This window comes from Rufibacter tibetensis (assembly GCF_001310085.1).
Classification (GTDB): domain Bacteria; phylum Bacteroidota; class Bacteroidia; order Cytophagales; family Hymenobacteraceae; genus Nibribacter; species Nibribacter tibetensis.
This window is the reverse complement of sequence record NZ_CP012643.1, coordinates 94,426-119,481: the sequence shown is the minus strand read 5'-3', so window position 1 is coordinate 119,481 and position 25,056 is coordinate 94,426. Positions and strand designations below refer to the sequence as shown.

At 46.1% G+C, this 25,056-nt stretch carries 17 protein-coding genes; 12 read left to right on the top strand and 5 right to left on the bottom strand.

All coding sequences use genetic code 11. The features are described 5' to 3' along the window. Positions 1-15: 15 nt before the first annotated feature. From DC20_RS00475 to fsa, 3 genes are all read left to right on the top strand, one after another. Positions 16-2,949: a glycosyl hydrolase 115 family protein gene (locus DC20_RS00475; RefSeq protein ID WP_062542034.1), complete on the top strand. Its 2,934-nt coding sequence runs from the start codon at positions 16-18 to the stop codon at positions 2,947-2,949. Positions 2,950-3,142: 193 nt separating this feature from the next. After that, positions 3,143-4,900: a glycoside hydrolase family 43 protein gene (locus tag DC20_RS00470; RefSeq protein WP_083470193.1), complete on the top strand. Its 1,758-nt coding sequence runs from the start codon at positions 3,143-3,145 to the stop codon at positions 4,898-4,900. Between the two features lie 144 nt (positions 4,901-5,044). Next, on the top strand, positions 5,045-5,719 hold the full coding sequence (gene fsa / locus DC20_RS00465; RefSeq protein WP_062542033.1) for a fructose-6-phosphate aldolase: 675 nt from the start codon (positions 5,045-5,047) through the stop codon (positions 5,717-5,719). A gap of 252 nt (positions 5,720-5,971) precedes the next feature. On the opposite strand, the gene xylE is transcribed toward fsa, so the two are convergent. From xylE to DC20_RS00450, 3 genes are read right to left on the bottom strand one after another with little or no spacing between them, the layout of a single operon-like run. Beyond that, entirely contained in the window at positions 5,972-7,417 is a 1,446-nt protein-coding gene (xylE, locus tag DC20_RS00460; RefSeq protein WP_062542032.1) for a D-xylose transporter XylE, read from the bottom strand. A 36-nt stretch (positions 7,418-7,453) separates the two neighbouring features. Further along, on the bottom strand, positions 7,454-8,785 hold the full coding sequence (xylA, locus tag DC20_RS00455) for a xylose isomerase (RefSeq protein WP_062542031.1): 1,332 nt from the start codon (positions 8,783-8,785) through the stop codon (positions 7,454-7,456). A gap of 28 nt (positions 8,786-8,813) precedes the next feature. Then, positions 8,814-10,295 carry a xylulokinase gene (locus DC20_RS00450; RefSeq protein WP_062542030.1) on the bottom strand — a complete coding sequence of 494 codons (1,482 nt, stop codon included), beginning with the start codon at positions 10,293-10,295 and terminating at the stop codon, positions 8,814-8,816. 378 nt (positions 10,296-10,673) lie between these two features. Between DC20_RS00450 and DC20_RS00445 the strand changes: the two genes are divergently transcribed. The 3 genes from DC20_RS00445 to DC20_RS00435 all read left to right on the top strand — a co-directional run bounded on the left by DC20_RS00445 (position 10,674) and on the right by DC20_RS00435 (position 13,437). Continuing rightward, a complete protein-coding gene (locus DC20_RS00445) occupies positions 10,674-11,705 on the top strand; it encodes a LacI family DNA-binding transcriptional regulator (RefSeq protein WP_062542029.1) in 1,032 nt (343 codons plus the stop codon). Between the two features lie 146 nt (positions 11,706-11,851). Next, complete coding sequence (locus DC20_RS00440) at positions 11,852-12,718, top strand: MBL fold metallo-hydrolase (RefSeq protein ID WP_071885343.1); 867 nt, start codon at positions 11,852-11,854, stop codon at positions 12,716-12,718. 392 nt (positions 12,719-13,110) lie between these two features. Next, positions 13,111-13,437 (top strand): hypothetical protein, encoded by a 327-nt coding sequence (locus DC20_RS00435; protein WP_062542028.1) that lies wholly within the window; start codon positions 13,111-13,113, stop codon positions 13,435-13,437. A 194-nt stretch (positions 13,438-13,631) separates the two neighbouring features. Here the strand turns inward: DC20_RS00435 and hrpB are convergent, their stop codons facing one another. Beyond that, on the bottom strand, positions 13,632-16,181 hold the full coding sequence (hrpB, locus tag DC20_RS00430; protein WP_062542027.1) for an ATP-dependent helicase HrpB: 2,550 nt from the start codon (positions 16,179-16,181) through the stop codon (positions 13,632-13,634). A 144-nt stretch (positions 16,182-16,325) separates the two neighbouring features. Next, entirely contained in the window at positions 16,326-16,817 is a 492-nt protein-coding gene (locus DC20_RS00425; protein ID WP_062542026.1) for a YciE/YciF ferroxidase family protein, read from the bottom strand. 449 nt (positions 16,818-17,266) lie between these two features. Between DC20_RS00425 and DC20_RS00420 the strand changes: the two genes are divergently transcribed. The 6 genes from DC20_RS00420 to DC20_RS00395 all read left to right on the top strand — a co-directional run bounded on the left by DC20_RS00420 (position 17,267) and on the right by DC20_RS00395 (position 24,991). Next, complete coding sequence (locus DC20_RS00420) at positions 17,267-18,187, top strand: lytic transglycosylase domain-containing protein (RefSeq protein WP_071885342.1); 921 nt, start codon at positions 17,267-17,269, stop codon at positions 18,185-18,187. Positions 18,188-18,376: 189 nt separating this feature from the next. After that, entirely contained in the window at positions 18,377-18,922 is a 546-nt protein-coding gene (locus DC20_RS00415) for an RNA polymerase sigma factor (RefSeq protein WP_062542025.1), read from the top strand. After that, positions 18,919-19,530, top strand: a complete 612-nt coding sequence (locus tag DC20_RS00410) for a cupin domain-containing protein (RefSeq protein ID WP_062542024.1) — start codon at positions 18,919-18,921, stop codon at positions 19,528-19,530. Before DC20_RS00415 ends, DC20_RS00410 begins: the two co-directional genes overlap by 4 nt. 473 nt (positions 19,531-20,003) lie before the next feature. Beyond that, positions 20,004-20,777: a sensor histidine kinase gene (locus DC20_RS00405; RefSeq protein ID WP_062542023.1), complete on the top strand. Its 774-nt coding sequence runs from the start codon at positions 20,004-20,006 to the stop codon at positions 20,775-20,777. 80 nt (positions 20,778-20,857) lie between these two features. Then, positions 20,858-21,502 carry a response regulator gene (locus tag DC20_RS00400; protein ID WP_062542022.1) on the top strand — a complete coding sequence of 215 codons (645 nt, stop codon included), beginning with the start codon at positions 20,858-20,860 and terminating at the stop codon, positions 21,500-21,502. 117 nt (positions 21,503-21,619) lie between these two features. Then, complete coding sequence (locus DC20_RS00395) at positions 21,620-24,991, top strand: WD40/YVTN/BNR-like repeat-containing protein (RefSeq protein WP_062542021.1); 3,372 nt, start codon at positions 21,620-21,622, stop codon at positions 24,989-24,991. Positions 24,992-25,056: the final 65 nt, after the last annotated feature.

Below are 25,056 nucleotides of genomic sequence, written 5' to 3'. Positions count from 1 at the left end.
TTGTAAAACGCTCTCATGAGTTACCTTACCCAAACACAAACAACCCACAAAAGGAAATCTGTCCTGCATCTATCCTGGCAAAAACTCTTTTTGATTCTGATAGGAGTGATGCTGGCACCTGCCGCCTTCGCTCTGGATGATGTTCGGTACATCTCAAGTGAAAAGAAGAATAACGCCTTCCCACTGTTCGCCGCTGGAAAAACGGCACCTTTTTACATCAGCGAAAGTGATTTTCCTGGAGTAATCAGAGCCTTGAAAGACTTGCAGGCCGATGTGAACCGCGTAACCAAGACAGAGCCGGCTTTAACCGTTGGCAAAAAGGCTCCTAAGGAAAAAACCTTGGTGCTGGTGGGTACCTTAGGTAAAAGCCCGCTGATTGACCAGTTGGTGAAAAGCAAAAAGCTAGACGTAAAAGACCTTACTGGTAAGTGGGAGACATTTGTGGTGCAAACCGTGAAGAGACCCATGAAAGGCGTAGACGAAGCCTTGGTGATTGTGGGCAGCGACAAACGCGGTACCATCTACGGCATCTATGACGTGTCTCAGCAGATTGGGGTATCGCCGTGGTACTGGTGGGCCGATGTGCCGGTTAAGCAGCAGGAGAACCTGTATGTAGAAGAAGGCCGTCATACCAAAGGCACTCCGGCCGTGAAGTACCGCGGTATTTTCATCAATGATGAGGCCCCGGCACTTTCCAACTGGTCTAAAGAGCAATTTGGCGGCTTTAACCACAAATTCTACGAGAAAGTATTTGAGCTGATCCTGCGCATGAAAGGCAACTACCTGTGGCCTGCCATGTGGGGAAGTGCCTTCAGCGACGATGACAAGATCAGCCCCCAAGTAGCCGACATGTATGGTGTGGTGATGGGTACCTCGCACCATGAGCCGCTGGCGCGTGCCCACGACGAGTGGCGCCGTTACGGTTCAGGCCCCTGGAACTATAACACCAACCCAGAGAAACTGCGCGAGTTCTGGACCGGCGGCATCAAACGCATGAACGGGTTTGAAAACATTGTAACCCTTGGGATGCGCGGCGACGGTGATGAACCTATGAGTGAGGAAAGCAACATTGGCCTATTGGAAAAAATTGTGGCCGACCAGCGCAAGATTATCTCTGACGTTACCGCTAAACCTGCTTCTCAAACCCCTCAAATTTGGGCCTTGTACAAAGAAGTGCAGGATTACTATGACAAAGGCATGCGCGTACCAGATGACGTGACTTTGCTTCTAGCTGATGATAACTGGGGAAACATCAGGAAATTACCAAAAGTAGGCGAAAAACAGCATTCTGGCGGGTACGGCATTTACTACCACTTTGACTACGTGGGCGGCCCGCGGAACTACAAATGGATCAACACCAATCCGCTGCCTCGTATCTGGGAGCAGATGCACCTGGCGTACCAACACAAGGCAGACCGCATCTGGATTGTAAACGTAGGCGACATCAAACCCATGGAATTCCCTACCGAGTTCTTCCTGGATTATGCCTGGAACCCAGAAAAATGGCCCGCTGACCGCTTAGATGAATACACCAAACTTTGGGCCGAACGGCAGTTTGGCGCAGAACATGCTGCCACTATTGCAGATCTGTTGGCCAAATATGCCAAGTACAACAGCCGCAGAAAGCCTGAACTGTTAGCCCCAGACACCTACAGCCTCACCAACTACCAGGAAGCCGAAAGAATTGTAGCCGAGTACAACCGCTTAGCGGATGAAGCAGAGCGGGTAAATGCGGCTTTGCCAGCACAATACCGTGATGCCTATTACCAATTGGTGTTGTTCCCCATCAAGGCCAGTGCCAACCTGAACGAACTGCACGTGACTACAGGCCTGAACCGGTTGTATGCCAGTCAAGGAAGAAACACCACCAATGACATGGCTGCCAGAGTGAAACAACTGTTTGACAAGGATGCAGAGCTTACCCAGCATTTTCATAAAGGCATTGCGAACGGAAAGTGGAACCACATGATGTCGCAGACGCACATCAGCTACACGTATTGGCAGCAGCCAGAGAAAGACGTTTTGCCAGAGTTAAAACAACTTTCTGTGCCTGCCACCGCTGACATGGGAGTAGCAATAGAGGGTTCTTCGCAATGGTGGCCACAAGCAAAAGAAGCTGCTGTGTTACCTGACTTATCTCCCTATCAGCAGCAAGGCCGTTACGTGGAGATCTTTAACCGTGGGCAACAGCCATTTGAGTATACCATAACCTCTGCTGCCCCTTGGTTAAAGGTGTCTCAGGAGAAGGGTACAGTTGCCAAAGAGCAGCGCGTTTGGGTAAGTGTAGATTGGGAAAAAGTTCCGGCAGGTGCCCAGCGTACTTCGCTGACCATTACTGGTCCGAAGGGGAAGAAAGTAACCGTTCAGGCAGTGGTGCAGCCTGCTTTGCAAATGGCCACCCAACCCGAAGGGTTAGTGGAAAGCAACGGGTATGTTTCTATGGAAGCGGAGCACTTTACTCGGGCAGTGAACGGGAATGACATTCAATGGAAATTGATTCCTGATCTGGGCCGCACCGCTTCTGCCATGACAACCATGCCGGTTACAGCACCAAGCCAAACCCCCGGCGGAAACAGCCCGCATCTACAGTACAAAGTGTATCTGCAGAAGGAGGGAGAGGTGAATGTGCAAGTAATGGTGTCTCCAACCCTGAACTTCCACAATACCCAAGGTCTTCGCTACGCCATCTCCTTTGACGACGAGGCTCCGCAGATCGTGAACATCCATCAAGATAAATCTGATAGAGCCTGGAACCAGAACGTAGCAAATAACATCAACCTCACCGTTTCTAAGCACCAATTGAAAAAGCCAGGGGAACACACCCTTAAGTTCTGGATGGTAGATTCTGGTATTGTGCTACAGAAAATAGTGGTAGATGCCGGTGGGTTAAAGCCAAGCTATTTAGGTCCGCCTGAAAGTGCTGTTCTGCCCGCCAAACAAGCAAAATAAGTAACTGTTTCAGGCCTGTTTTCCAGAAAGCAGGCCTGAAACAGTTTAAGGGGATTAAAAAGTGAATGCAGACAAGAGCGAGTAAGTCATAATACTTCACTAGCGGGGCTGATAGAGGATCACCAAATCTGTTTAAACATCTCTTTTCCAAAAAGAGCCTTTAAAAAGAAAATATGTTTTCAGTGTATTACTTATGTTAAATAAAAGATATTCTCTGTTGCTCCTGAACAAGAGAATCATAGCAGTAATGGTCTTGCTTATGGTTCTTCTGGGAGCAAGTCCAGTAGCAGTAGCCCAGCAGAAGCAAACGTTTCAAAACCCTATTTTACCTGGTTTTTACCCAGACCCAAGTATCTGCAGAGTGGGGGAGGACTATTACCTCATCAGCTCCACGTTTGCGTACTTTCCGGGCGTTCCCATCTTCCACAGCAAAGACCTGGTGAACTGGAAGCAGATAGGGAATATTCTGAACCGACCAGAGCAGTTGAACTTGGATGGCCATGACGTTTCCCGGGGGATTTTTGCACCCACCATTTCGTACAAAGACGGCACGTTTTACATGGTAACCACGCTCATTGATAAAGGTGGTAACTTCGTGGTGAGAGCCACTAATCCTGCGGGGCCTTGGTCTACTCCGCACTGGCTTCCGAATGTGAATGGAATAGACCCCTCGCTGTTTCACGACGAGAACGGGAAATCGTACATTATCTACAACTCAGATGCGCCGGATAACAAGCCGCAATACGACGGCCACCGCACCATTCGGATGTATGAGTTTGATGTGAAAACCATGAAGACCATAGGGGCGCAGCATCTGTTGGTGAACGGGGGAGTGGACATTTCTAAAAAACCAGTCTGGATTGAGGGACCGCACATCTACAAAGAGAAAGACTTTTACTACCTCATGGCTGCTGAGGGTGGAACAAGTGTTAACCACTCTGAAGTAATCCTGCGCAGTAAATCAGCTACCGGCCCTTACGTGCCTTATGAAAAGAACCCTATCTTAACCCAGCGTCATTTACCTGCAACTCGTCCTAATCCGGTTTCAGCCACGGGCCATGCAGATCTGGTGCAAACCCAGAATGGTGATTGGTGGGCTGTTTTCCTAGCTACCCGGCCGTATGATGGAGCCGGTGATCATTATAACACCGGGCGTGAGACTTTCCTGGCTCCAGTCACCTGGAAAGACAACTGGCCTATCATAAACCCAGACCATGACCTGGTACAGTACTCGTACCCTGTACCTAACCTTCCTGCGCAGAAAAAACCTGCATTTCCGCTATCTGGCAATTTCACCTACCGTGAAGATTTCAAAGAGGGCACTTTGCCCATGTACTGGCTGCAACTGAGAACGCCGCGGTCCCAATGGTACAGTTTAAGAAATCCCAAGGGAAAACTGACATTGGATGTTCGTCCGGAAAGATTCTCAAAGAAAGATAATCCTTCGTTCATCGCCCGCAGGCAGCAGCACGTTACCGGAAGCGCCAGTACCCAACTGGAGTTTATTCCTCAAAAGGAGAATGAGTTTGCCGGCTTGGTGGCTTTCCATAACAGTGAACATTATTATGCTTTAGGCAAGACCATGAAAGGCAACGAACCCGTAGTGCAGCTATTGGATGCTGATAAAAAGGTTTTAGCTCACAAGGCCTTATCTAAAAAGGAGAGCAAAAACCCACTTTTCCTTAAAATTGAATTCAATGGAGGTGCTTACGCTTTTTACTATGCAACTCAGAAAGGCAAATGGCAACTGTTAAAAGATAAAGTAGACGGTGAGTACCTGAGCACGCGGGTAGCCGGTGGATTTGTAGGTGTAGTCTTGGGATTATATGCTACATCTAATGGGCAGCCGTCCACCAACAAGGCCACCTTTGATTGGTTTGACTATACCGGAAATGATTCTGTTTTTGAGACCTCTACCAAGGGCCAAAAAGCGTATAACACCACCAACTAAGAATTAGTAAGAGGTTAGTTTCAGATAGTTGATTATAATTGTCAAAAATACATTTATATTTAACTTCAAGATCAATCTTCTAAACTGAAGTGCTCGCCAACAGTTTTGGTGAACCTATAAAGAAAAACCAATAACCCATTTGCTATGAAATTTTTCATTGACACGGCCAACCTGGCCCACATCAAAGAAGCCCACGACTTGGGCATTTTGGACGGTGTAACCACCAATCCATCATTAATGGCCAAGGAGAACATCAGAGGCGTGCAAGCTACCCTTGACCACTATAAAGCTATCTGTGAAATTGTAGACGGTGACATCAGTGCCGAGGTGCTTTCTACTGATTTCGACTCTATGATAGAGGAGGGGAACACCTTGGCGGCCCTGCACCCGAACATTGTGGTGAAAGTACCTATGATCAAAGACGGCCTGAAAGCCATCAAGTATTTCACTGATAAAGGAATCAAAACCAACTGTACCCTGGTGTTCTCAGCCGGACAAGCCATTCTGGCCGCCAAAGCAGGTGCCACCTACGTGTCTCCTTTTTTGGGCCGCGTGGATGACATTGGTTGGGATGGGGTTCAACTGATTGAGCAAATCGCTAGCATTTATGCCATTCAAGGATATGAAACTCAAATTCTGGCGGCTTCTATTCGTAGCTCTATGCACATCGTGAAGTGTGCGGAAGCCGGTGCACACGTTTGTACCTGCCCATTAGAGCCAATCCTGGGTCTTTTGACGCACCCACTTACTGCCAGCGGCTTAGCTAAGTTCGTAGCAGATGCTGAGAAGATGAAAGAGATCATGCAGGAGCAGGCGTAATCTGCTTCTTACCTATTTCCTGCTTATTTTTTGTAAAAGGCACGTAAAACAAATAAAAATCAGGTTCTTTCAGGGCCTGATTTTTTTGTTGGAGTATAGAGGGTTTTTGAAGCAAAATCTGGAAAGTAGCTTAGAAACCACCGGACAAATTCTTTTTTATTTCTAAAACATAAACCCATTCTGTACCGAAAAAAGAAAATGGCTGCCTCCAAAAGAGACAGCCATTCGGTTTTAATCACATGAAGTAAAATTTTAGTGGTTAGAAACCAAGGAAGCTTTTTCTGTAGGTACTTCAGAATCTGGAAGCCAAAGGGCTTCCAGATCTTCTAGGGATCTTCCTTTTGTTTCTGGAATCATTTTCCAGACAAATAAGAGAGACAGCACACTCATGACCCCGTAGAAGCCATAAGTAACCGCACCACTGTATTCCATCATGGAAGGATAAGTAGCCGAGATGAAGTAGTTGGCTGCCCACTGAGCGGCCACCGCAACTGCCACGGCTTTCCCCCTGATCTTGTTAGGGAAAATTTCTGAGATCAACACCCAGCAGATGGGTCCCCAGGACATCATAAATGAAGCGGTGTAGATGATAATAAACACCAGCGTGCTGATGCCTATGATTTCATAATAGGAAAGCGCTGAGATGGCAAACATACCAATGGCCATGCCTATGGAACCTACCATCAGCAAAGGTTTTCTTCCCCACCGGTCAACAGTTAAGATGGCCAGTACCGTAAAGAATACGTTCACTAACCCCATCACCACAGTTTGCAGCATGGAAGCATCTTTACCGGCTCCCATGCTTTCAAAGATTCTGGGAGCGTAATAGAGCGCCACATTGATACCCACAAACTGTTGGAAAACAGAAAGAAGGATACCAATGAAGATCACCGTTTTTCCGTAAGACCATAGGTTGCTTGAATGATGCTCCACCGTGTTCTTGATGTCACTGAAGATTCTTCTGGCAGTATCCGGACCGTTTACTTTGGTCAGAATTTGCAAGGCCTCTTCGTCTCTGTTTACCATGCTCAGATATCTGGGCGATTCTGGAACGAAAAACATCAGAATCCCGAACAGAGCGGCTGGAATTGCTTCAGAAAGAAACATATACCTCCAGCCAATCTCGTTCAGCCATTCGGGTGATTGCCCGTTAGAAATTCCCCAGTTCACAAAGTACACTACCAGCATACCAAAGATGATAGCAAACTGGTTCAAAGAAACCAGCCTGCCTCTTAGGTTGGCTGGGGCAAGTTCTCCAATGTAGACCGGGCAAACGGCAGAGGCTAACCCAACGCCTATCCCCCCAATGATCCGGTAAAAGTTGAACATGTACAGGAGCCCCATGGTAGGGTTGCCCTCTTCAAAGAACAGGAACTCCGGATACCCAGACCCCAAGGCCGAAAGCAAGAACAGAATTGCCGCAATAATCAGCGTCTTCTTCCGGCCCATTCTGGAGGAAAAGACCCCTGAAACGGCACCCCCAAGGATACAGCCAATAAGGGCACTGGAAATGGTAACCCCATGCACCCAAGTACTAAGCCCCTGACCCGTGATCAAATACGCCTGAACTGATTTTTCGGCGCCAGAGATAACGGCTGTATCGTACCCAAAGAGTAACCCCCCTAAGGTGGCAATCAAGGTTATCCCAGCAATATATGGTAGGTTCTGCCCCGCTGTTTCTTTATTGTTCTTTATCATATGTTACTGGGAAAGGAGTAAGATCCCTTGATTTGCTTAGATAAACCGATTGATTAAGTTCTCCAGGTACTCCTGACGACCGCTTTGTAGGGTTGGCTCCCCTTGCTCTATGGCGTACGCGCGCAGGTCTTCCAATTTCAGTTTACCTTGCTCAAATTCCTGGCCTTTGCCGCTGTCAAAAGACGCATAGCGGTTCTGACGGATTTGACGATAGTCTGAATTTTGCAGGATGTTATCGGCCGTGATCAACGCACGGGCGAAAGTATCGGCACCGCCAATGTGGGCGTAGAACAAGTCAGCTGGGTCAGTAGAGTTTCTTCTGATTTTTGCGTCAAAGTTCACACCACCACCTTGCAAGCCACCGGCCTCTAAGAAAATCAGCATGGACTCAGTCAGTTCGTTCAGGTTATTCGGGAACTGGTCCGTATCCCAGCCGTTTTGGTAATCACCACGGTTAGCATCTACAGAACCCAGTACACCGGCATCAGCGGCAACTTGTAACTCGTGCTGGAAGGTGTGGCCCGCCAAAGTAGCGTGGTTTACCTCGATGTTGATTTTGAAATCCCCCAATAAGTCATGCTGACGCAGGAACCCGATCACGGTAGCGCAGTCATAGTCATACTGGTGTTTGGTTGGCTCCATTGGCTTAGGCTCAATGAAGAAGGTACCTTTGAAGCCTTGCGCCCGGGCGTAATCTTTCGCCGAGTGCAGGAAGCGAGCTAAGTGCTCTTGCTCACGTTTCATGTTGGTGTTCAACAAGGTCATATAACCTTCGCGACCTCCCCAGAACACATAGTTTTCGCCACCTAAGGCAATAGTAGCATCTAAAGCACCTTTCACCTGCGCTGCCGCATGGGCCAACACATGGAAATCTGGGTTAGTAGAGGCTCCGTTCATGTAACGCTCGTGTGAGAAGACATTGGCAGTTCCCCAAAGCAATTTCACGCCGCTTTCGGCTTGCTTCTGCTTGGCATATTCCACCATCGTTTGCAGGCGACGGTCGTTTTCATTGATGTCATTGCCATAGTCTACCACGTCTACATCGTGGAAGCAGTAATACGGCAAACCTAATTTGGTGATGAACTCAAACGCAGCATCCATTTTGGCTTTGGCGCGTGTGATCACGTCTGAACTTTCGTCCCAGGCGAAGTTCAAGGTAGGACCTCCAAATGGATCAGTACCGTTAGCGTTAAACGAGTGCCAGTAGGCTACTGAAAACTTGAAATGCTCTTTCAAGGTTTTGCCCGCTACTACGCGGTTCTCATCATACCAACGGTATGCCAATGGGTTGTCAGACTCCGGACCTTCAAACTTAATTTGTCCAATTCCTTTAAAGTATTCTCTGTCTCCTAAGGTGAGATTTGCCATAATTTTTGGATGTATGGTGGTAAAAAAATTAGTTACTCAGTTGTTTTAATAATAAAGCTTTCCAATCCTGGTAAGCTGCTTCGTAGATTTCGGTCTGGGTGGGTTCAATCACTCTTAATCGTTCAAAACGGCTAAAAGCTTCCTGCGCCGAGGCAAATGCTTTGGCGCCGATACCGGCCCCTAAGGCAGCGCCTACGCTACCGTCGTTCTGGTACAATTCCACTGGCACGCCCGTGGCATTCACAAAAGCTTCAGAGAACAGTCCGCTCAGGAACATGTTCGCGTTTCCTGCTCTGATGACGCTAGGGTTCATGCCGTTTTCACGCATGATGTCTAAGCCGTAGCGGAACGTAAAGGCAATGCCTTCCTGCACTGCCCGGAAGATATGGGCTTTGGTATGTAGGTTAAAATCCAGGTTGTGGAACTGCGCCCCGATAATCCGGTTGTTGAACACGCGCTCGGCCCCATTTCCGAAAGGGAAGATGCGCAGCCCGTTGCTGCCCACCGGAGTTTTCAACGCTTCCTCGTTCATTTGCGGATAGGAGAGGCCTTGCCCCATGTTTTCCTTTATCCAGCTGTTCATGATGCCCGTACCGTTGATGTTCATGAGCACGCCTACCCTCTTAGAATCTGGCGTGTAGTTCACGTGCGCAAAAGTGTTCACGCGGGATTGCGGGTCATACACCAATTGGTCGCTCACCCCATAAATCACACCCGAAGTACCTGCCGTAGCCGCTACTTCACCGGGGTTCAGCACGTTCAAAGAAAGCGCATTGTTGGGTTGGTCACCAGATTTGTAAGCTACTGGTATGCCTGCCTTCAAGGACAGAGCAGAAGCAATCTCCGGTTTTACCTCCCCGTGCGAAGTAAACAAAGGCCGTACCTCCGGAATGATGTCAGGACTGAAGCCGAAGAAGTTCATCACATCTTGGGAAACCTCGTCTTTCTGAAAATCCCAGAAGATCCCTTCTGACAAGGCAGATACACTGGTGGTGATCTCGCCGGTCAGCTTCATGGCAATGTAATCGCCAGGCAGCATGATCTTGTGGATTTTGCTGAACGTTTCGGGCTCGTTTTCCTTCACCCAGGCCAATTTGGCGGCAGTGAAGTTACCCGGTGAGTTGAGCAGGCGTGAAAGGCTTTGTTCCTGTCCAATGTGCTCCAGTGCTTTCTGGCCGTATGGCACGGCACGGCTATCGCACCAGATGATGGATTCACGCAGCATTTCCTGGTTCTGGTCTACAATCACCAGCCCGTGCATCTGGTAGGCAATTCCAATGGCCCCAATGTCTTGTGGGTTGTAAGCGCCGGTGGCATTTACTTTCTGAATGGCTTTCTGGGCGTGCTCCCACCACATTTCAGGGGACTGTTCGGCCCAACCTTGCTGCAGCGAATTGATTTTGGATTCCGTTTCGGGATACTGGGCAGAAGCCAGTGGCTTTTGGGTGGCTGCGTCTACCACTGAGGCTTTGATGGAGGAGGTGCCTACGTCTATTCCTAATAAGAGCATATAAAGCTATGTTACTAAAAGACCAATTCTGACTGTGGGCAAAGAATAAATCATTCTTACGAGTGTAGATCAGATAAGTCTTTGTGCCAACGTTGGCATAAGTTTAGGGTTTATTTTCCAGATTAGAAAATTTTAAGCCTAAAAAGAGGCGTTTTTTGGTAAAAAGAACTGATTTTATGTTCAGAAGAACTAAATCATCAAATATCTAACTCTTTTAATGTTAGGTATTTACTTTCAACTCCATTTCCAACCTTGTGTAAAAGCTTCCTTTTTACCCTGCTGGTTTGCAGTGCTTTGTTATAAAAGGTGCTGAAAAAGCAAAGTATTCTAAATAACTTTAAGAACTTTTAAAGGAGCAGGTAGAGCCTAAATCCTAGCATGGCAGAGAAACAGAAGAAAACCACTATACACGATATTGCCCGGGAACTGGATGTAACGTTCTCCACGGTAGCGCGGGCCTTGAATGACCATCCCGCTATTAGTGCAGCCACCAAAGTAGCTGTGCTGGAGACCGCCAAGCGATTGAATTACCAGCAAAACAAATTGGCTTCCTCTCTACGGTCGGGGCGGACCAACGTCATCGGGATTATTGTGCCTAGTCTGGACACCAGTTTCTTCAGTTCTGTGGTGCACGGCATTGAGCGGGTGATGAATGAGAATGGATACAGCATGCTCTTGTACCAAACCGGTGAGTCGCTTTCACAGGAGAAAAAGGGTATTGAAACGTTTCTCCAGTCCAGGGTAGATGCCATTATCTCTTCAGTGTCTGGTGAAGTGGAAGTACGGGAGTTTTATGAGCAGATCAGCAAACGTCAGGTGCCGCTGTTGTTTTTCGACCGGGCCATCAATGATTTACCGGTGCCTTCTGTTACCATCAACGACTACCAGGCAGGCTTTGTAGCCACCGAGCACTTAATCAGCCAGGGCTACAAGAGCATCGCGCACTTTACCTCAGATCAAAACCTGACCATTTTCAAGGAGCGTTACAGGGGCTACCATGATGCGCTGCAAAAGTATAATCTACCGCTGCAGGAAAACATGATCTTCAAAGGCAAGTTGTCTTTGGACTTTGGGAAAGCCTCTGTGCAACAGTTATTAGACCAGCAGGTGCCGTTTGATGCAGTGTTTGCGGCAGAGGACTATACGGCCATGGGGGCACTGCAGGTTCTGCTGGAAAAAGGCGTGAAAGTACCGGAAGAAATAGGGATTATGGGTTTCGCGAATGAGGCTTTCGGCGCTTTTGTGACGCCTTCGCTTTCTACCGTAGACCAACAAACCATTAGGATGGGAGAGGAAACGGCTCATCTTTTATTGAAGCTCATCGGGACCAAAGACTATTACGGTGCTACCCCTGAACGCTTAGTCCTGGATCCAATCCTGCTTCCCCGCGGATCTTCTCAGGCTAAGTGAAGTTGAATCCATTAGGTAAAATCTTATTTCATCCTCCATAGTGTTTAGTTTAGAAAATATGTTAATCAATAAGCTCTGTTGAAAATTTGAATTGCTTTTAAAAGAGCAGGGAAAATCAAATAAACTTACCTTAATTTTGTAAGTCTATGGGGTTGATCATTTCATCAGTGGCGTCGGGGAGTAACGGAAATTGCTATTACATTGGCAATGAGGAGGAAGCAGTATTGGTAGATGCGGGCATATCTTGCCGTGAAACCGAGACCCGGATGAAGCGGCAGGGGCTTTCCATGGAGAAGGTGAAAGCCATTTTCATTTCTCATGAGCATTCTGATCACATCAAAGGCCTTCCGGTATTAGCCAAGAAGTACCAGTTGCCGGTTTATATCACAACGGCTACGTTGGGCAACATGCGGGTTGGAGTAGATAGACAGTTGGTCAGACCATTTCAGGCGTACGATCCCATTCAGGTAGGAAACTTGTCAATCTCTGGTTTTCCAAAATTCCATGATGCCGCAGATCCGCACAGCTTCATCATTTCCTGCATGGGCATCAACGTGGGTGTGTTCACCGATATAGGATCTCCTTGTGACCACGTCATCCACCAGTTTCAGCAATGCCATGCCGCGTTCTTGGAAACAAACTACGATGATGATCTGCTGGACAAGGGCCATTACCCTTACCACCTTAAAGTGCGCATAAGAGGAAACTACGGTCACCTTTCAAACCGTCAAGCGCTGGCGCTGTTCACCGCTTATAAACCCGCCTTTATGAGCCATGTGCTGTTAGGGCACCTCTCCAAAGACAATAACTGTCCTAAACTGGTAAAGGAGTTGTTTACAGCCCACGCCGAGACTACCCAAGTGGTGGTTGCCTCCCGCTATGAAGAAACAACCGTGTATCATATAAAAGGTGAACCAGTGGCTGTCCCCAGTGCTCCAGTATATACCCCAAAACTGAAAGCCGTTTCTAAACAGAAGCCACAAACAAGCCAGCTTTCCCTGGAGCTGTTCTAAAAATAACGCTGGTGACTTCTTGTGGTTTTTGAAGCTGTTTTTTGTGAAACGGCTTCAAATCACGACTTGAAATTTGAAGCGGATTATCTTATCTCTTGAAATGCATTCATTTTGGTTTCAGACGTGAACACCACTTGAGGCTATTGAAGTATGCCTTTCTTCACGTGGCTTGTTTATGAACTCCTACCAGGTTCTATGACCATTTCTTATAAAAGGGATTGCAAAGAACTGAGTGTTCAATAAGGTAACATCAGCAATATCCCCTTCCTTCAGCTAAGTGGCCTATACTTTAATAATTAGTTCTACTCCACTTCTTGTGCATTTTATCAAACCCTATAAATGTTTCCTACGTTTTGATACTCATGTACCACAAATTTTAATCTAATAAAACTATGGACGCATCAAGCATCAAAGAAGCAGCTGATAACTACAACCCAGACCATAAAGAAGGACCAGTAGCTCGTAGTATTGAAGAGTATACTGCCAAGTTACCTTCTGACCTTTTCCTATGGGCCGCACTTGGCTCTATGGCGGTGTCGGCTACCTTGAAAATCATGAAAAAGGATGACGAAGCGCTGTTCGTCGGACAGTGGCCAGCTCCTTTCCTGCTATTAGGACTTTACAACAAACTGGTAAAAGTAAAAGGATCTGACGGCGAAAAAGACGGACCAGAGCGCCCTGAAGGTGCCAATGCTGAGGTAAGAAACGCTGGAAAGTAATTCGGCTGATCTACAAAAACAACAAAGGGAAAGCATTTGCTTTCCCTTTGTTGTTTTAAGCTTGGTTTAAAGAAAACAGCTTTAAAGCTCTCTTTTATTTGATGGTAAGACAGTTGAAATTGCCAGCTATGAACTTCGTATCAGAAGTTTACTGAGGGCGATTCAAACCAATTATCTAATTGGCCTAAGATGACTCATGGTTGAGGCCTCTTTTTAGTTCCTCGGGTGGGAGGCGCTGAGAGTGGATCATCCGGCCAGTGGTGTTTCGGGTAGCGGCCCCTCAGGTCTTTGCGGACGTCAAAATACCCGGTGCTCCAGAAACTCCGTAAGTCCCGCGTCACTTGCACAGGCCGGGAAGCAGGGGAGAGCAGATGCATCAGGACTGGCACCTTTCCACCACCAACGTTCGGCGTGTCCAGCATTCCGAAGACTTCCTGTAGTCGAACCGCCAATACAGGAGTAGCAGGGTCTGTATAATCCACACCAATCCGGGAGCCGCTGGGAACCTCCAGGTGCGAAGGAGCCAAGCGGTCCATTTCCTGCCGTTGCTCCCAGGAAAGATCAGCCAGAAGAATTTCCTTGAAGTCAAGTTTGCTTACCTGTTCCAGGGTGCGTAGACCTAGTAAATGCGGTAACAGCCATTCTTCCATGGTATTGTCCATAGCCTCTTCGGAGACATCAGGCCATTGTTCCGGAAAAAGTTGGTGGAGAAACGTCAGCCGTTTTAAAGTCTTTTGGGCTTCCTCTGACCAGGGAAACCGTTCAATGCCTTTTTCTTTTAAAGCTTGTAATAGGGCTTGGGCAACCAACTCCTGGTTAGGGTTCGTAATGGTGGTTTCCTCCAGGGTCAGTGCCCCCATGCGGGTAATCTGCCGGGCGATGACCTTTTCCGTGGAAGCATCATACCGAACTTCCTCTACCCGTTCCAGTTGGCCCGCAAAGTGGGTGAGCAGTTCTTCTTTACTTACCGGAGCCGCAGACAATACCCTGGGTTTGGACCCTAGTTCCATGTGGGCAATGGCGTAGAACTCCGCTTCGCCGAACAGCTCCGTCTGCAAGGTGGCGCGTTGACCAGAAATGAGGCGAATGCGGCCGGAGGTTTCCCGCTGGGCCAGTCGGTCAGGATACGCCAGGGCGGTTAAGAGTCCCACCGCGCCAAAGTTGATGGGACTTCTTTTCTCCCGGATGCGCTGTCGCAGGTTCTGGGCCTGCTCCCGGATTTTGCGGACAGTATTGGCATCTACCACGTAGCCGGGCGTTGGAGGGTTATGTCCGTCTAGTATTTCTAACCGTAGCGTGAGGTCCGGCAGCGGATCTGCCCAGGAAATCTGCATGGGTTTTAAGACATCGCGGTCTGAAAGCAGGGCAGCTAAATCACAGGCGGTGGTACCCAGGCCTAACGCATGCCCCCGCACCACCAAATGGCCTAAGCGGGGAGAAAGTCCGAGCGCGGCTAAGGCTTTCCCGTGGGCGGTGGGTTTTCCGGTTTTATCAAGGGCTTCTAACCGGATCAGAAGATCACGGGCTAATCCCAAAGCTGCTGGGGGAGGCGTATCCAGCCACTTCAAATCATTCGGGTCCTGAGCTCCCCAGATAGATAACTCCAGGGCCAAACCAGTTAAATCTGCCTCACATATTTCAGGTGTCTGTCGGTCGGCTAGTTGCAGTTGGTCGGCGGAGGACCACATGCGGTAACAAACGCCGGGTCCCAACCGGCCAGCCCGGCCTCGGCGCTGGTCAGCGGCGGCTCTGGAAACTGGAATGGTCGTCAGGGTGGTCAGCCCGATGCGGGGCACGAATTTAGGCACGCGGGAGTATCCTCCATCAATGACCACTTTCACGCCTTCAATGGTTAAGCTGGTTTCGGCAATGCTTGTGGCCAATACTATCTTGCGCCTTCCCGCGGGAGCAGGCCTGATGGCGGCAAGTTGTTGCGTGAGGTTCAGATCTCCGTGCAGCAGGTGAAGGTCTATGGTGGAGGCTAGTTTTCCCTCCAGAGCCTGCGCCACCCGACGCATCTCGCCCATGCCGGGTAAGAAGACCAGCACATCTCCTTCGGGTTCTTCTTCCAGGGCTTTCCGGATGGATTTCGGTAAAAGGTTCGTTAAACGCTCGGCGGGTCTTTGTCCGGCCGAAGCCATCTCGGCGGGGGAGAGATAGTGCGTCTCTACCGGGAACTGCCGACCTTCGCTTTTGACCACGGGAGCTTCCAGCCAATTAGCCACAGACGTAGCATCTAAGGTCGCACTCATGACCAACAGCCGAAGGTCAGGCCGTAGTACCGCCTGCGCATCCAAGGCCAAGGCTAACCCCACATCGGCTTGCAGGCTCCTTTCGTGAAACTCGTCAAAAATGATAGCAGCCACTCCCTCCAAGCCTGGGTCACTCTGGAGCAAGCGGGTTAGAATTCCTTCTGTAACTACTTCTATCTTGGTTATGTCAGATACAATGTGCTCCATCCGCACCCAATAGCCTACCGTCTGGCCCACTTCCTCGCCCAGCAGGTCAGACATGCGCTGGGCTGCTGCCCGGGCCGCTAACCGGCGGGGTTCCAGCATGATGATTTTGCCCTCGTTACGCCATGAGGTATCTAACAAGGCTAAGGGAACCAGGGTGGTTTTACCTGCGCCCGGAGGCGCTTCCAAGACTGCCCGGGAGCTGTTTTCTAAAGAAGAGACCAGCCGCGGCAGGGCTTCTTTGACGGGTAAATCAGGTAAATGAGAAATTGAGAAAGTAGGTGACATGCGAGGTCAAATTTCTGCAATCTTCGGGTAACCTCCTGTGTGCTGCGAAGATAATTTTTGGGGTAGTTTTTAGAAAATAGCCTATAAACAGGAAAGCCTGCTCCCCAAGAGGAACAGGCTTTCCTGTTTATAGGCAACCAGAAGCTATTCTGCTTTCTCGTTGATGTAGCTTTTCGCTAGGTCGTTCAACAGGGTGTCTGTTTTTTGCTCTTCTTCCAACGTTTGTCTTAGAAGTTTCGCGGCCTCAGCATGACCTAAACGCTCTGCAAAGTGAGCGGCAGTACCGTAACCGGCAATTTCATAATGCTCCATGCGCTGCACAGAAGCAATTAAGCCAGCGTCTTTCACCTCTGGGGTAGCATCTTCCTCAATGGTTTCTTCGCCTTCTTCTACCAAGCCTTCCATGGCTTTGCACTTCATGCGTCCTGGGCTGGTACCTACTAACTCGCAGATCTGCTCCAGGCGGTCTTTCTGGGCTTTGGTTTCTTCCAGGTGAGTCTCTAACGCTTGCTTCAGCTTTTGATCTTCTGTAGCTTTAATCATTTTGGTAAGCGCTGCAACGCCTTGTTTTTCAGCGCTGTATAGGTCCTTTAGTTGATGCTCAAACAGGTCTTCTAATGTTTTTAACTTAGCCATAGTATTATTTATTCTGTTGGTTAGTATTTACAACGTCTATACGCTGGGGTAAGCGAAGGGTTAAGAAACATCCCGCAATTTCCGGGTGAAACCGGATGTTTTTAGATATGCTTGAAAGCCTTCAACTTAAATGCCTAGAGGTTAGGACTGTTTAATTTAAAGTATTCGGCGGAAGGGTTCAGCCTTGAACTCACTTGGTTCTGAAAGAAACCCGACTTGCATTTAAAAGTAGGCAACAAGGTTTTTACCTCATTTCTGAAGAAGTACCCTAAAGCCAAATTGACTCAAAACTGTGACTGTCTCTGGTGGCATCTGATTTTTTTGGAACGTATCTTGTACTCTACAGGGGAGGAAGCACGTAAATAGGTGTAGTTTGATTTGTGGGATAGACTAAAAGTGTGCTCAGATGGGTTATTCTTTTACCGGAATCAGCCAGAAAGGAGAAGATCATGACAGATAACATTTGGAAATACTTGGGCGGATTGGGCTTTCTAGCCATCACGTTGAACCTGTGCAGCCAGCAATCTATACCAGGTGGGGGAGCCGCTGCAGGAGGAGACACTGGGGCCAGCTTTACGAACGGAAGAGTCATCAAAGCGCCTGCTTTGCCTACTACTATGTCTTTTGCCGGAGAACCAGTGCCGCTAGATGTCCCTGATGTGGCGGAGCGTTTGGATAGGGAATTACTGGTAAATTCTTATCTGCAGGCGACTACCTTAATGGGTTTAAAGCGAATGCAGCGCTACCAACCCGAGATTGAACGGTTACTCAAGGAAAATGACATTCCCGCCGATTTCGTGTATCTCTCCCTCGCCGAAAGCTTGTTTAGCCAGGTAACGTCCCCGGCTGGTGCCTCAGGATTCTGGCAGCTCATGCCCGATACGGCCAGGGGTTACGGACTTCAGGTAAACGCTGAGGTGGATGAACGTTTCCATGTGGAGAAATCTACCCTGGTCGCCTGTAAGTACCTGAAGTCGGCCAAAAAGAAGTTCGGTTCCTGGACCAACGCTGCTGCTGCTTATAACCGGGGGGTGGGAGGCATAGACCGTGCCCTGGAAAAACAGAAGGTAGATTCTTACTATGATCTGTACCTGAACGATGAGACTTCACGGTACATGTTCCGCATTTTGGCCTTGAAAGAGGTGCTGGGCAACCCTCAAAAGTATGGCTTTGAATTACCCAAAGAACAAGGTTATGATCCACTGCCTACCCGTACGTTGAAGGTTACTTCTACTATTCCAGATCTGGCTCAATATGCCAAAGACCAGGGCACCAACTACAAAACCCTGCGCCTGTACAACCCCTGGATTAAAGCTTTCAAACTTACGGTGGCTCCGGGAAAAGAGTACGTGCTGCAATTACCTAAGTAGGTTGAGATTCGTCTACTAAAGCAGAAGGTTTTCCTTCCTGTTTTTAAAAAGTACCCCTAAAAATGAATCAAACAGAATAGTCTCTTTACCCTCTATTTAGCCACTTGCGTAAGCCGTGGCCTTGCTGTATCTTAGGGTCAAATCTCCTGAAGTGGTTTCAAAGAGGTAGATCTATGCTAATCGAGTTTTATGGTGGAAAGTAGGATAGGGGGAGAAAGCGAGAAGCGCCTCATAGAAGCCATTCGGCAAGGAAAACAAGAAGCTTTTGGTCTTTTGTATGATACGTATGCCCCAGTATTAATGGGCATGATCACCCGTATTGTGCAGCATACCGATGTGGCTGAAGAAGTATTAAAAGAAACATTTTTAGCCATCTGGTCCCGCATCCATATCTATGACCCTTCCAAATCCGGGTTCCTGACCTGGGGATTGGCTATGGCCAGAGGCATTGCCTTGGAGGCGAAAAAAACCGGAATGTACGGAAACCTGCTCCATACCACTGAAAAGGATGCTGTTGTCCGGCAGGAAGAAGAGCGAGCCAAACAAGTAGAGGAGGCCAAGGTGAAAGAAACCTTTTGCCAATTAGAACCTCAGGAAAAAGCCATCATTGATTTAATCTACCTGAAAGGATATACCTGTACACAGGCCGCTGAAGCCCTCGGGATATCAGAAACACAAATTAAGAGCCACTTGAAAATGGCCTTCAAACACATAGGAGCGGAAAGAACAGCATGAACCCCATTACAGACTACATAGAATCCGGGATTTTAGAGCTGTACGTCATGGACGCCACTACGCCAGAAGAAACGCAGGAGGTAGAGCAAATGGCTTCCGCTCACCCTGAGATCCGCAAAGAGATCGACGCCATTCGTCAAAGCATAGAAGCGTATGCCTTGGCTCATGCTGTAGAACCGCCCAGCACACTTAAACCACTTGTACTGGCAACCATAGATTACATGGAGCGGATGAAAAATGGAGAGCCCGTTTCTTCCCCTCCAGAACTTACCCCTACGTCTAAAGTAGAGGATTACGCCACCTGGTATACCCGGGATGATATGCAATTAGCTCCTGATGCCGAGGATATTTACGTGAAGATTATTGGCTACACCCCCAGTGTAACCACCGCCATTGTCTGGCTCAAAGGCATAGCCGAGGAGGAAATTCACCATGATGAACACGAGCGCTTCCTGATTTTGGAAGGCAGCTGTGACATAACCGTTGATGGGGAGGTGAATTCGTTGAAGCCAGGAGATTTCTTTGCCATTCCGTTGCATAAGAACCATATGGTGAAGGTGACTTCAAAAGAGCCTTGTAAAGTGATTTTGCAACGGTTGGCGGCGTAGTGCTTGATAATAGTCTTTGATTAACAAGAAGTTTGTAGTCAAAAAGATTGTGATTCTTTTATTATAGGATTTGATAGTAAGCTTCTAAACTCACAATTACTTACTTTTTATTTCTTCTTATAAAAGGCCTTCGTAGTACTTCTACGAAGGCCTTTTTTGCTTTAACCTTACACTTCTGTATAAATACTTAATAGTAAGTATTGAAGGTGAAGTATTGTTCTTTTAGTTTAGTGACAAAGAAAATATAAAAAAAGTAATTCCAATCTATTTAGTATAAACACTAAGACTTGATATAAAATAGTATCTCTTTAGTAATCATCAAGGGTAAACGCCCGACTATTTTACAGTCATAAATGGCTATTTACCTATCTTAAGTTTTTCTTCTTCCCGTTTCAGAAGCTTTTTCTAAGAAGCTCTGCATGCTCCTTGCTTATATACTTGAAATAACAATATAATATTTTATTTAATATATTATGATTGTAGCTAACATGCTGAGCAATATTCTCAGTTGGACCAATTATCATATCCAATACTTAACTAGAAAGGTAGAAATACTTAGTTCTTATAATGTATTGCTACAATCCTTAGTAGAAGCCGAACAAAAACAGCGTGACGCAGAACTGAAAGCAGTCCATTTGGAAAAAGAGTTGCAGGTCCAGCGTGAAAAGTTGGGGCGTGACTTACATGATGGATTTGGTTCTCAACTCACTCACCTTATCTCACGTCTAGAATTACTTGCTTACCATAAAATACCAGATTCTAGGCAACTTCTCCGCCTAAGTGAGTTCACCCGGGAGATGAATCATACTCTCAGAGAAACAATCTGGCTACTTGATCAGGAACAGGTCACAGGCGAAGCATTAGGGGGGCGAATGCATGGATTGTTGCTAAAGATTTGGGAAGACCGTGAGGTGCCAAACCTCAATTGGAATTTGTATCATAATAAGGATAAATCAGTGGTGGAGCCTTTAGTTGCAATGCACTTATTACGCATTGCTCAAGAAGGTACTAACAATGCGCTAAAATATGCATTAGCATCGCAGGTATGTGTGACGTTGCAAATATCAAAAGCAAATGCATCTCTTACCATTGAAGATAATGGACGAGGCTTGCATGCTTCTTCTTCAACAAACGGTTTTGGACTTACTAACTTGCGCAAACGTGCGGAGGAAGTAAAAGGCACTTTCCTTATAAATTCTACTGCTTCAGGTACCTGCATCAAGGTTATACTCCCTTTAAGTGCTTAAAATACGTCATTTGACGTATTTACAAGCTGAATTTTACACTGTACCTTTCAATTATAGAGCAAATTCTATATCTAATTTGGATGCAAAAAGTTACCGTCGGGATAGTGGAAGACAATGTCCAATTGGGGCAAGATATTCGAGATAAGCTCGCGTTAAGCGAAGATGTAGAAGTGCTATTTGAAGTACCAAATGGGCTGACACTGTTACAAACATTAGCAAAAGGTATTATACCGGAAGTAATATTCATGGACATACAAATGCCAGATATGGATGGTATTGAAGCCACCAGATTAGCTAAGCAAAAATGTACGGATTTGAAGATTGTAATGCTGACAGTGATGGACGACGAGCAAAAACTTTTTAATGCTATGGAGGCAGGTGCTTCAGGGTACCTGTTAAAAGATGCTAAGCCCTACCAGTTGCTTAATGCTATCTATGATGTGTTGGACGGGGGGTTGCCACTTTCACCAAGCTTAGCTGGTATGGTACTAAGTTATTTGAAGGGGGAAAAAGTAATGCCTAAACCAACAATAGCGGCTTTGGATGTCCTTAGTAAGCGGGAAAAAGAAGTATTAGAGTGTTTGAAGCGTGGATTGGCAGTAAAACAAATTTCAGAAGAATTATTTATTGCGAGCAAAACAGTTCGGAAACACTTGGAACATATTTATGAGAAGTTGCATGTGCATTCTGCTAAAGGAGCAATTTTAAAAAGATTGGGAGAGTAAGATTTCCAGAACATTTAGCCAATGGGCCTCAAATCTATAATAATACATTGAAACTACGTTGAAGCTGAGGAATGAGGTTGAAGAATAAAATCGCAAAATAATAAGTGATTTTAATTGATGACTAGAGTAGAAATAAAGCTAAAAGGTTATAGATGGAGAATATTAAGAGCTCTATTTATTTTGTTACTTTTATTTAATGGTAGGGTCAAAGCGCAACAGATGGTTTGGATGCCTCATGCCCCAGGTCCTACTATTAATGGTCAAGTAGAAAACATTAAAGATGGAGAGGTATCTGGTGCCATTAATGCCGTTGCAGTACATCCTACCGACTCCAATGTTGTTTTTGTGGGAACCGTTAACGGTGGAATATGGAAAACAAGCAACGCAATGGCAGCAAAACCTACTTGGGAAACTAATACTGATAATCAAAGTTCCTTATCGATAGGTGCTTTGGAATATGATACCAAGGATCCAACACATCGAACTCTTATAGCTGGTATTGGTCGTTTCAGTAGTTTTGAGAATATAGGTGGCGCTCTCTCAGGTTTGCTGCGCACCACAAACAATGGCAAAAGCTGGATTGCTATAAATGGTAAGGATACTCTGAATAATCTAAATATATCAGGTGTCGCCTCTCGTGGAGATACAATTCTTATTTCTGTAAATAAATCATATAAATCAGCTAATTATCTAGACACAGCCTTTGTAGGCATTTGGCGGAGTACCAATACTGGTAAATCATGGAGGAAAGTATCTGGCCGATTAAAAGAAACTGGCCTTCCTTCTGGTGCATCTTTTGGCCTTACTTCAGATCCCACCAATCCGAAGCGCTTATTTACCAATGCAGGAAAAGCAGGTATTTACCAGAGTTTGAACTTTGGAACAACCTGGAGCAAAATAAGCAATGTTGCCATGGATAATATGATAGCCGATGCTGCAAATATCAAAATTTCAGTGGGGGGCAGTAAGAATATCTTTGTAGCAGTTGTAACACCATCCCTCGAAAAAGGACCACCCTATGCTTTGGTAGGCTTCTTTTATTCTGATAAAAATTATTTTCAATGGAAGACTGTGTCATTACCTAAAACGGCTGAAGGAGGTTTACATCCAGGAGGACAGGGGAATATACATTTCTCACTTATAGCAGATCCTAAAAGTCCTGATATTGTATATTTAGGAGGTGATAGGCAAGAACCTGGACCACAAGGTTTCACAAATGGGAATTCCATAGGTGCAAAGGAATATACTGGACTTTTATTTAGAGGAGATGTATCTAAGCCTTTGGACAAACAATGGGTACATCTTACCCATTCGAACCTATTAGGAGCTTCTGGAGGTGGAACTAGAAATAACAGTGCGCCTCATGCAGACTCAAGAGATATGGCTATAGCAGCCAATGGTGTACTTATTGAGGTTAATGATGGGGGAATTTACCGTAGGACGAGCCCACAAACTAACCAAGGCGACTGGTTTTCCATGAACGGTAATATTCAAACAACGGAGTTCCATTCCATTGCCTGGGATGCAAATACAAATACTATCATTGGTGGAGCGCAAGATACAGGTTCTTCAGAACAGGAACAACCTAATAATGTAAAGTGGAACAGTGTTTTATTGGGCGACGGTGGGGTAGTAGCGATTAATGATTTTAGTGTGCCGGATACCTCTACACGTTTCTCAAGTCAATTGGAGCAAAATAATAAGTTTTTTTTAGTACGCGATATTTTTGATGCTAAAAATAATTTGCAGCTTTCATATACAATTTTTCCAACTTCAACAAGCGGTGACTCAATTATTGGGAGATTATATACTCCTATAAAGCTAAACAATGTTGAGCCTTACCGCATGATTATTGGTGGTGAACATTCTGTTTATGAGTCGTTTAACGAAGGAGCTTTTGCTGAAGAGATTTTTGATGAACATGGCCAAAGGCTTGTAGTAAACGCAACTTACACTAGCTCTATTGCTTATGGTGCAGTTGGAAATCCAGAGGTACTATATGTTGGGTCAGGAAACTCATTGTATATAAGGAAATCTGCTTCCCCAGAGCCATTAAGAAGATCAACTTCTTATAACGGTGGTTGGGTAGCTGGTATCGCAATTGACCCAAATAATCCCAATTCTGCTTTTGTAGTTGATTTTACCCGAGTTTACCACACTGCAAACGGCGATACTTCATGGACGGAAATCACCGGCAACTTACCCAAATTTTCTCCTGGAGAACTTTTTTCCATTACCTATAGCAATCATACTCCTGAAGGAGCAATTATAATTGGAACCGAGAATGGAGTTTACATGGCTTCTGGTTCAAACTACACGGATTGGACTTCACTGGGTGCAAAGCTTCCTAAGGTGCCAGTAATGAGCTTAGAGTATGATGCTGTTGATAGAATTTTGCTGGCTGGAACGTTAGGTAGAGGTGCATTCACGTTAAAATTCCCGGAACCTTTACTGGTGCATGGTAATCTGGTAAACAGAACCAATTATCAAACTAATAAGCCCTTGATAGTGGAAGATGTCAATATTCAGAAGTCAAGTAAACAAAATTCATTTGAACTTTTTCCTGGTGTAATTATAGAACCGAATAAAAGTCGTGCTTTTATTATGAGCCCAAATGGGGGTATTGAAGCAGTAAAACTTTCAACTGGTGAAAAGATGTGGTATACAGCAGCAGCAACAAAGCCTTTAGGAGTTGTAAAAAAACGTTTAATAAGCCAAGTTGAAAATTTGAAACCAGACAACAACCTAAAAATAGTTGCACTAAACCCTGCAAATGGCCATACAATAGTTTCCGCTCAAGAGGAACTGCCTTCTGATGTAAACGCCTCTGTTATAAAGTCATCAAAAGGTGAGTTTGTTGCTAATTCGTATCTGGTTAACAATGATTTAATAGTGGCCTGGCAGTTTGTCGAACCTGACAAAAGCAGAAATATTAAAAGAGGCGTGCTGGAACGTACGAGAGGTAAAATGCCTGCCCAAGAGGAAATAAATTTTACTTTACCTAAAGGCGATACTTCATTAACAAATATTAAAAGTGGTGCTTTTCGGTTAAAGCTTTCAAATGGTGAAACAACTCCTATAGATCAACCTGCTGAATTAAATAATTTAAATAGCCTAAAGAATAAAGCTTCTTTTTCTTCAAAGCTTATTTCAGGAAGCTCAAGTCCCCAATTTATATCAGCAGATGGCCTGCATATATTAGTAAGTCAACCCACAAATAACAATGCGGTATCAGGAAGATACACTTTGAGAATTTACGAGCGCGATAGTAAAAAGCAGTTAGGAGAATTTAAAAGCCCTTTTCCATTTGTAAACTTTATTGTAAAGGATAACATTGTAATTTATCAAACCCAGCCTTATACTATAAGAACTAAGGAGGGTTTAAAAAAAGAACCATTAAAAGTTCGTGCATTAGACCTTAAAACTTCTAAAGAACTATGGAGTCAAGAAGTTCGTGATACTACCTACCGAGGGCCAATGCCTCCATAGGCTACTGAATTTATTCTTTATCTAAACTTTCCTGTTTTTTATTATACAAAGGAAGTTTATGAATT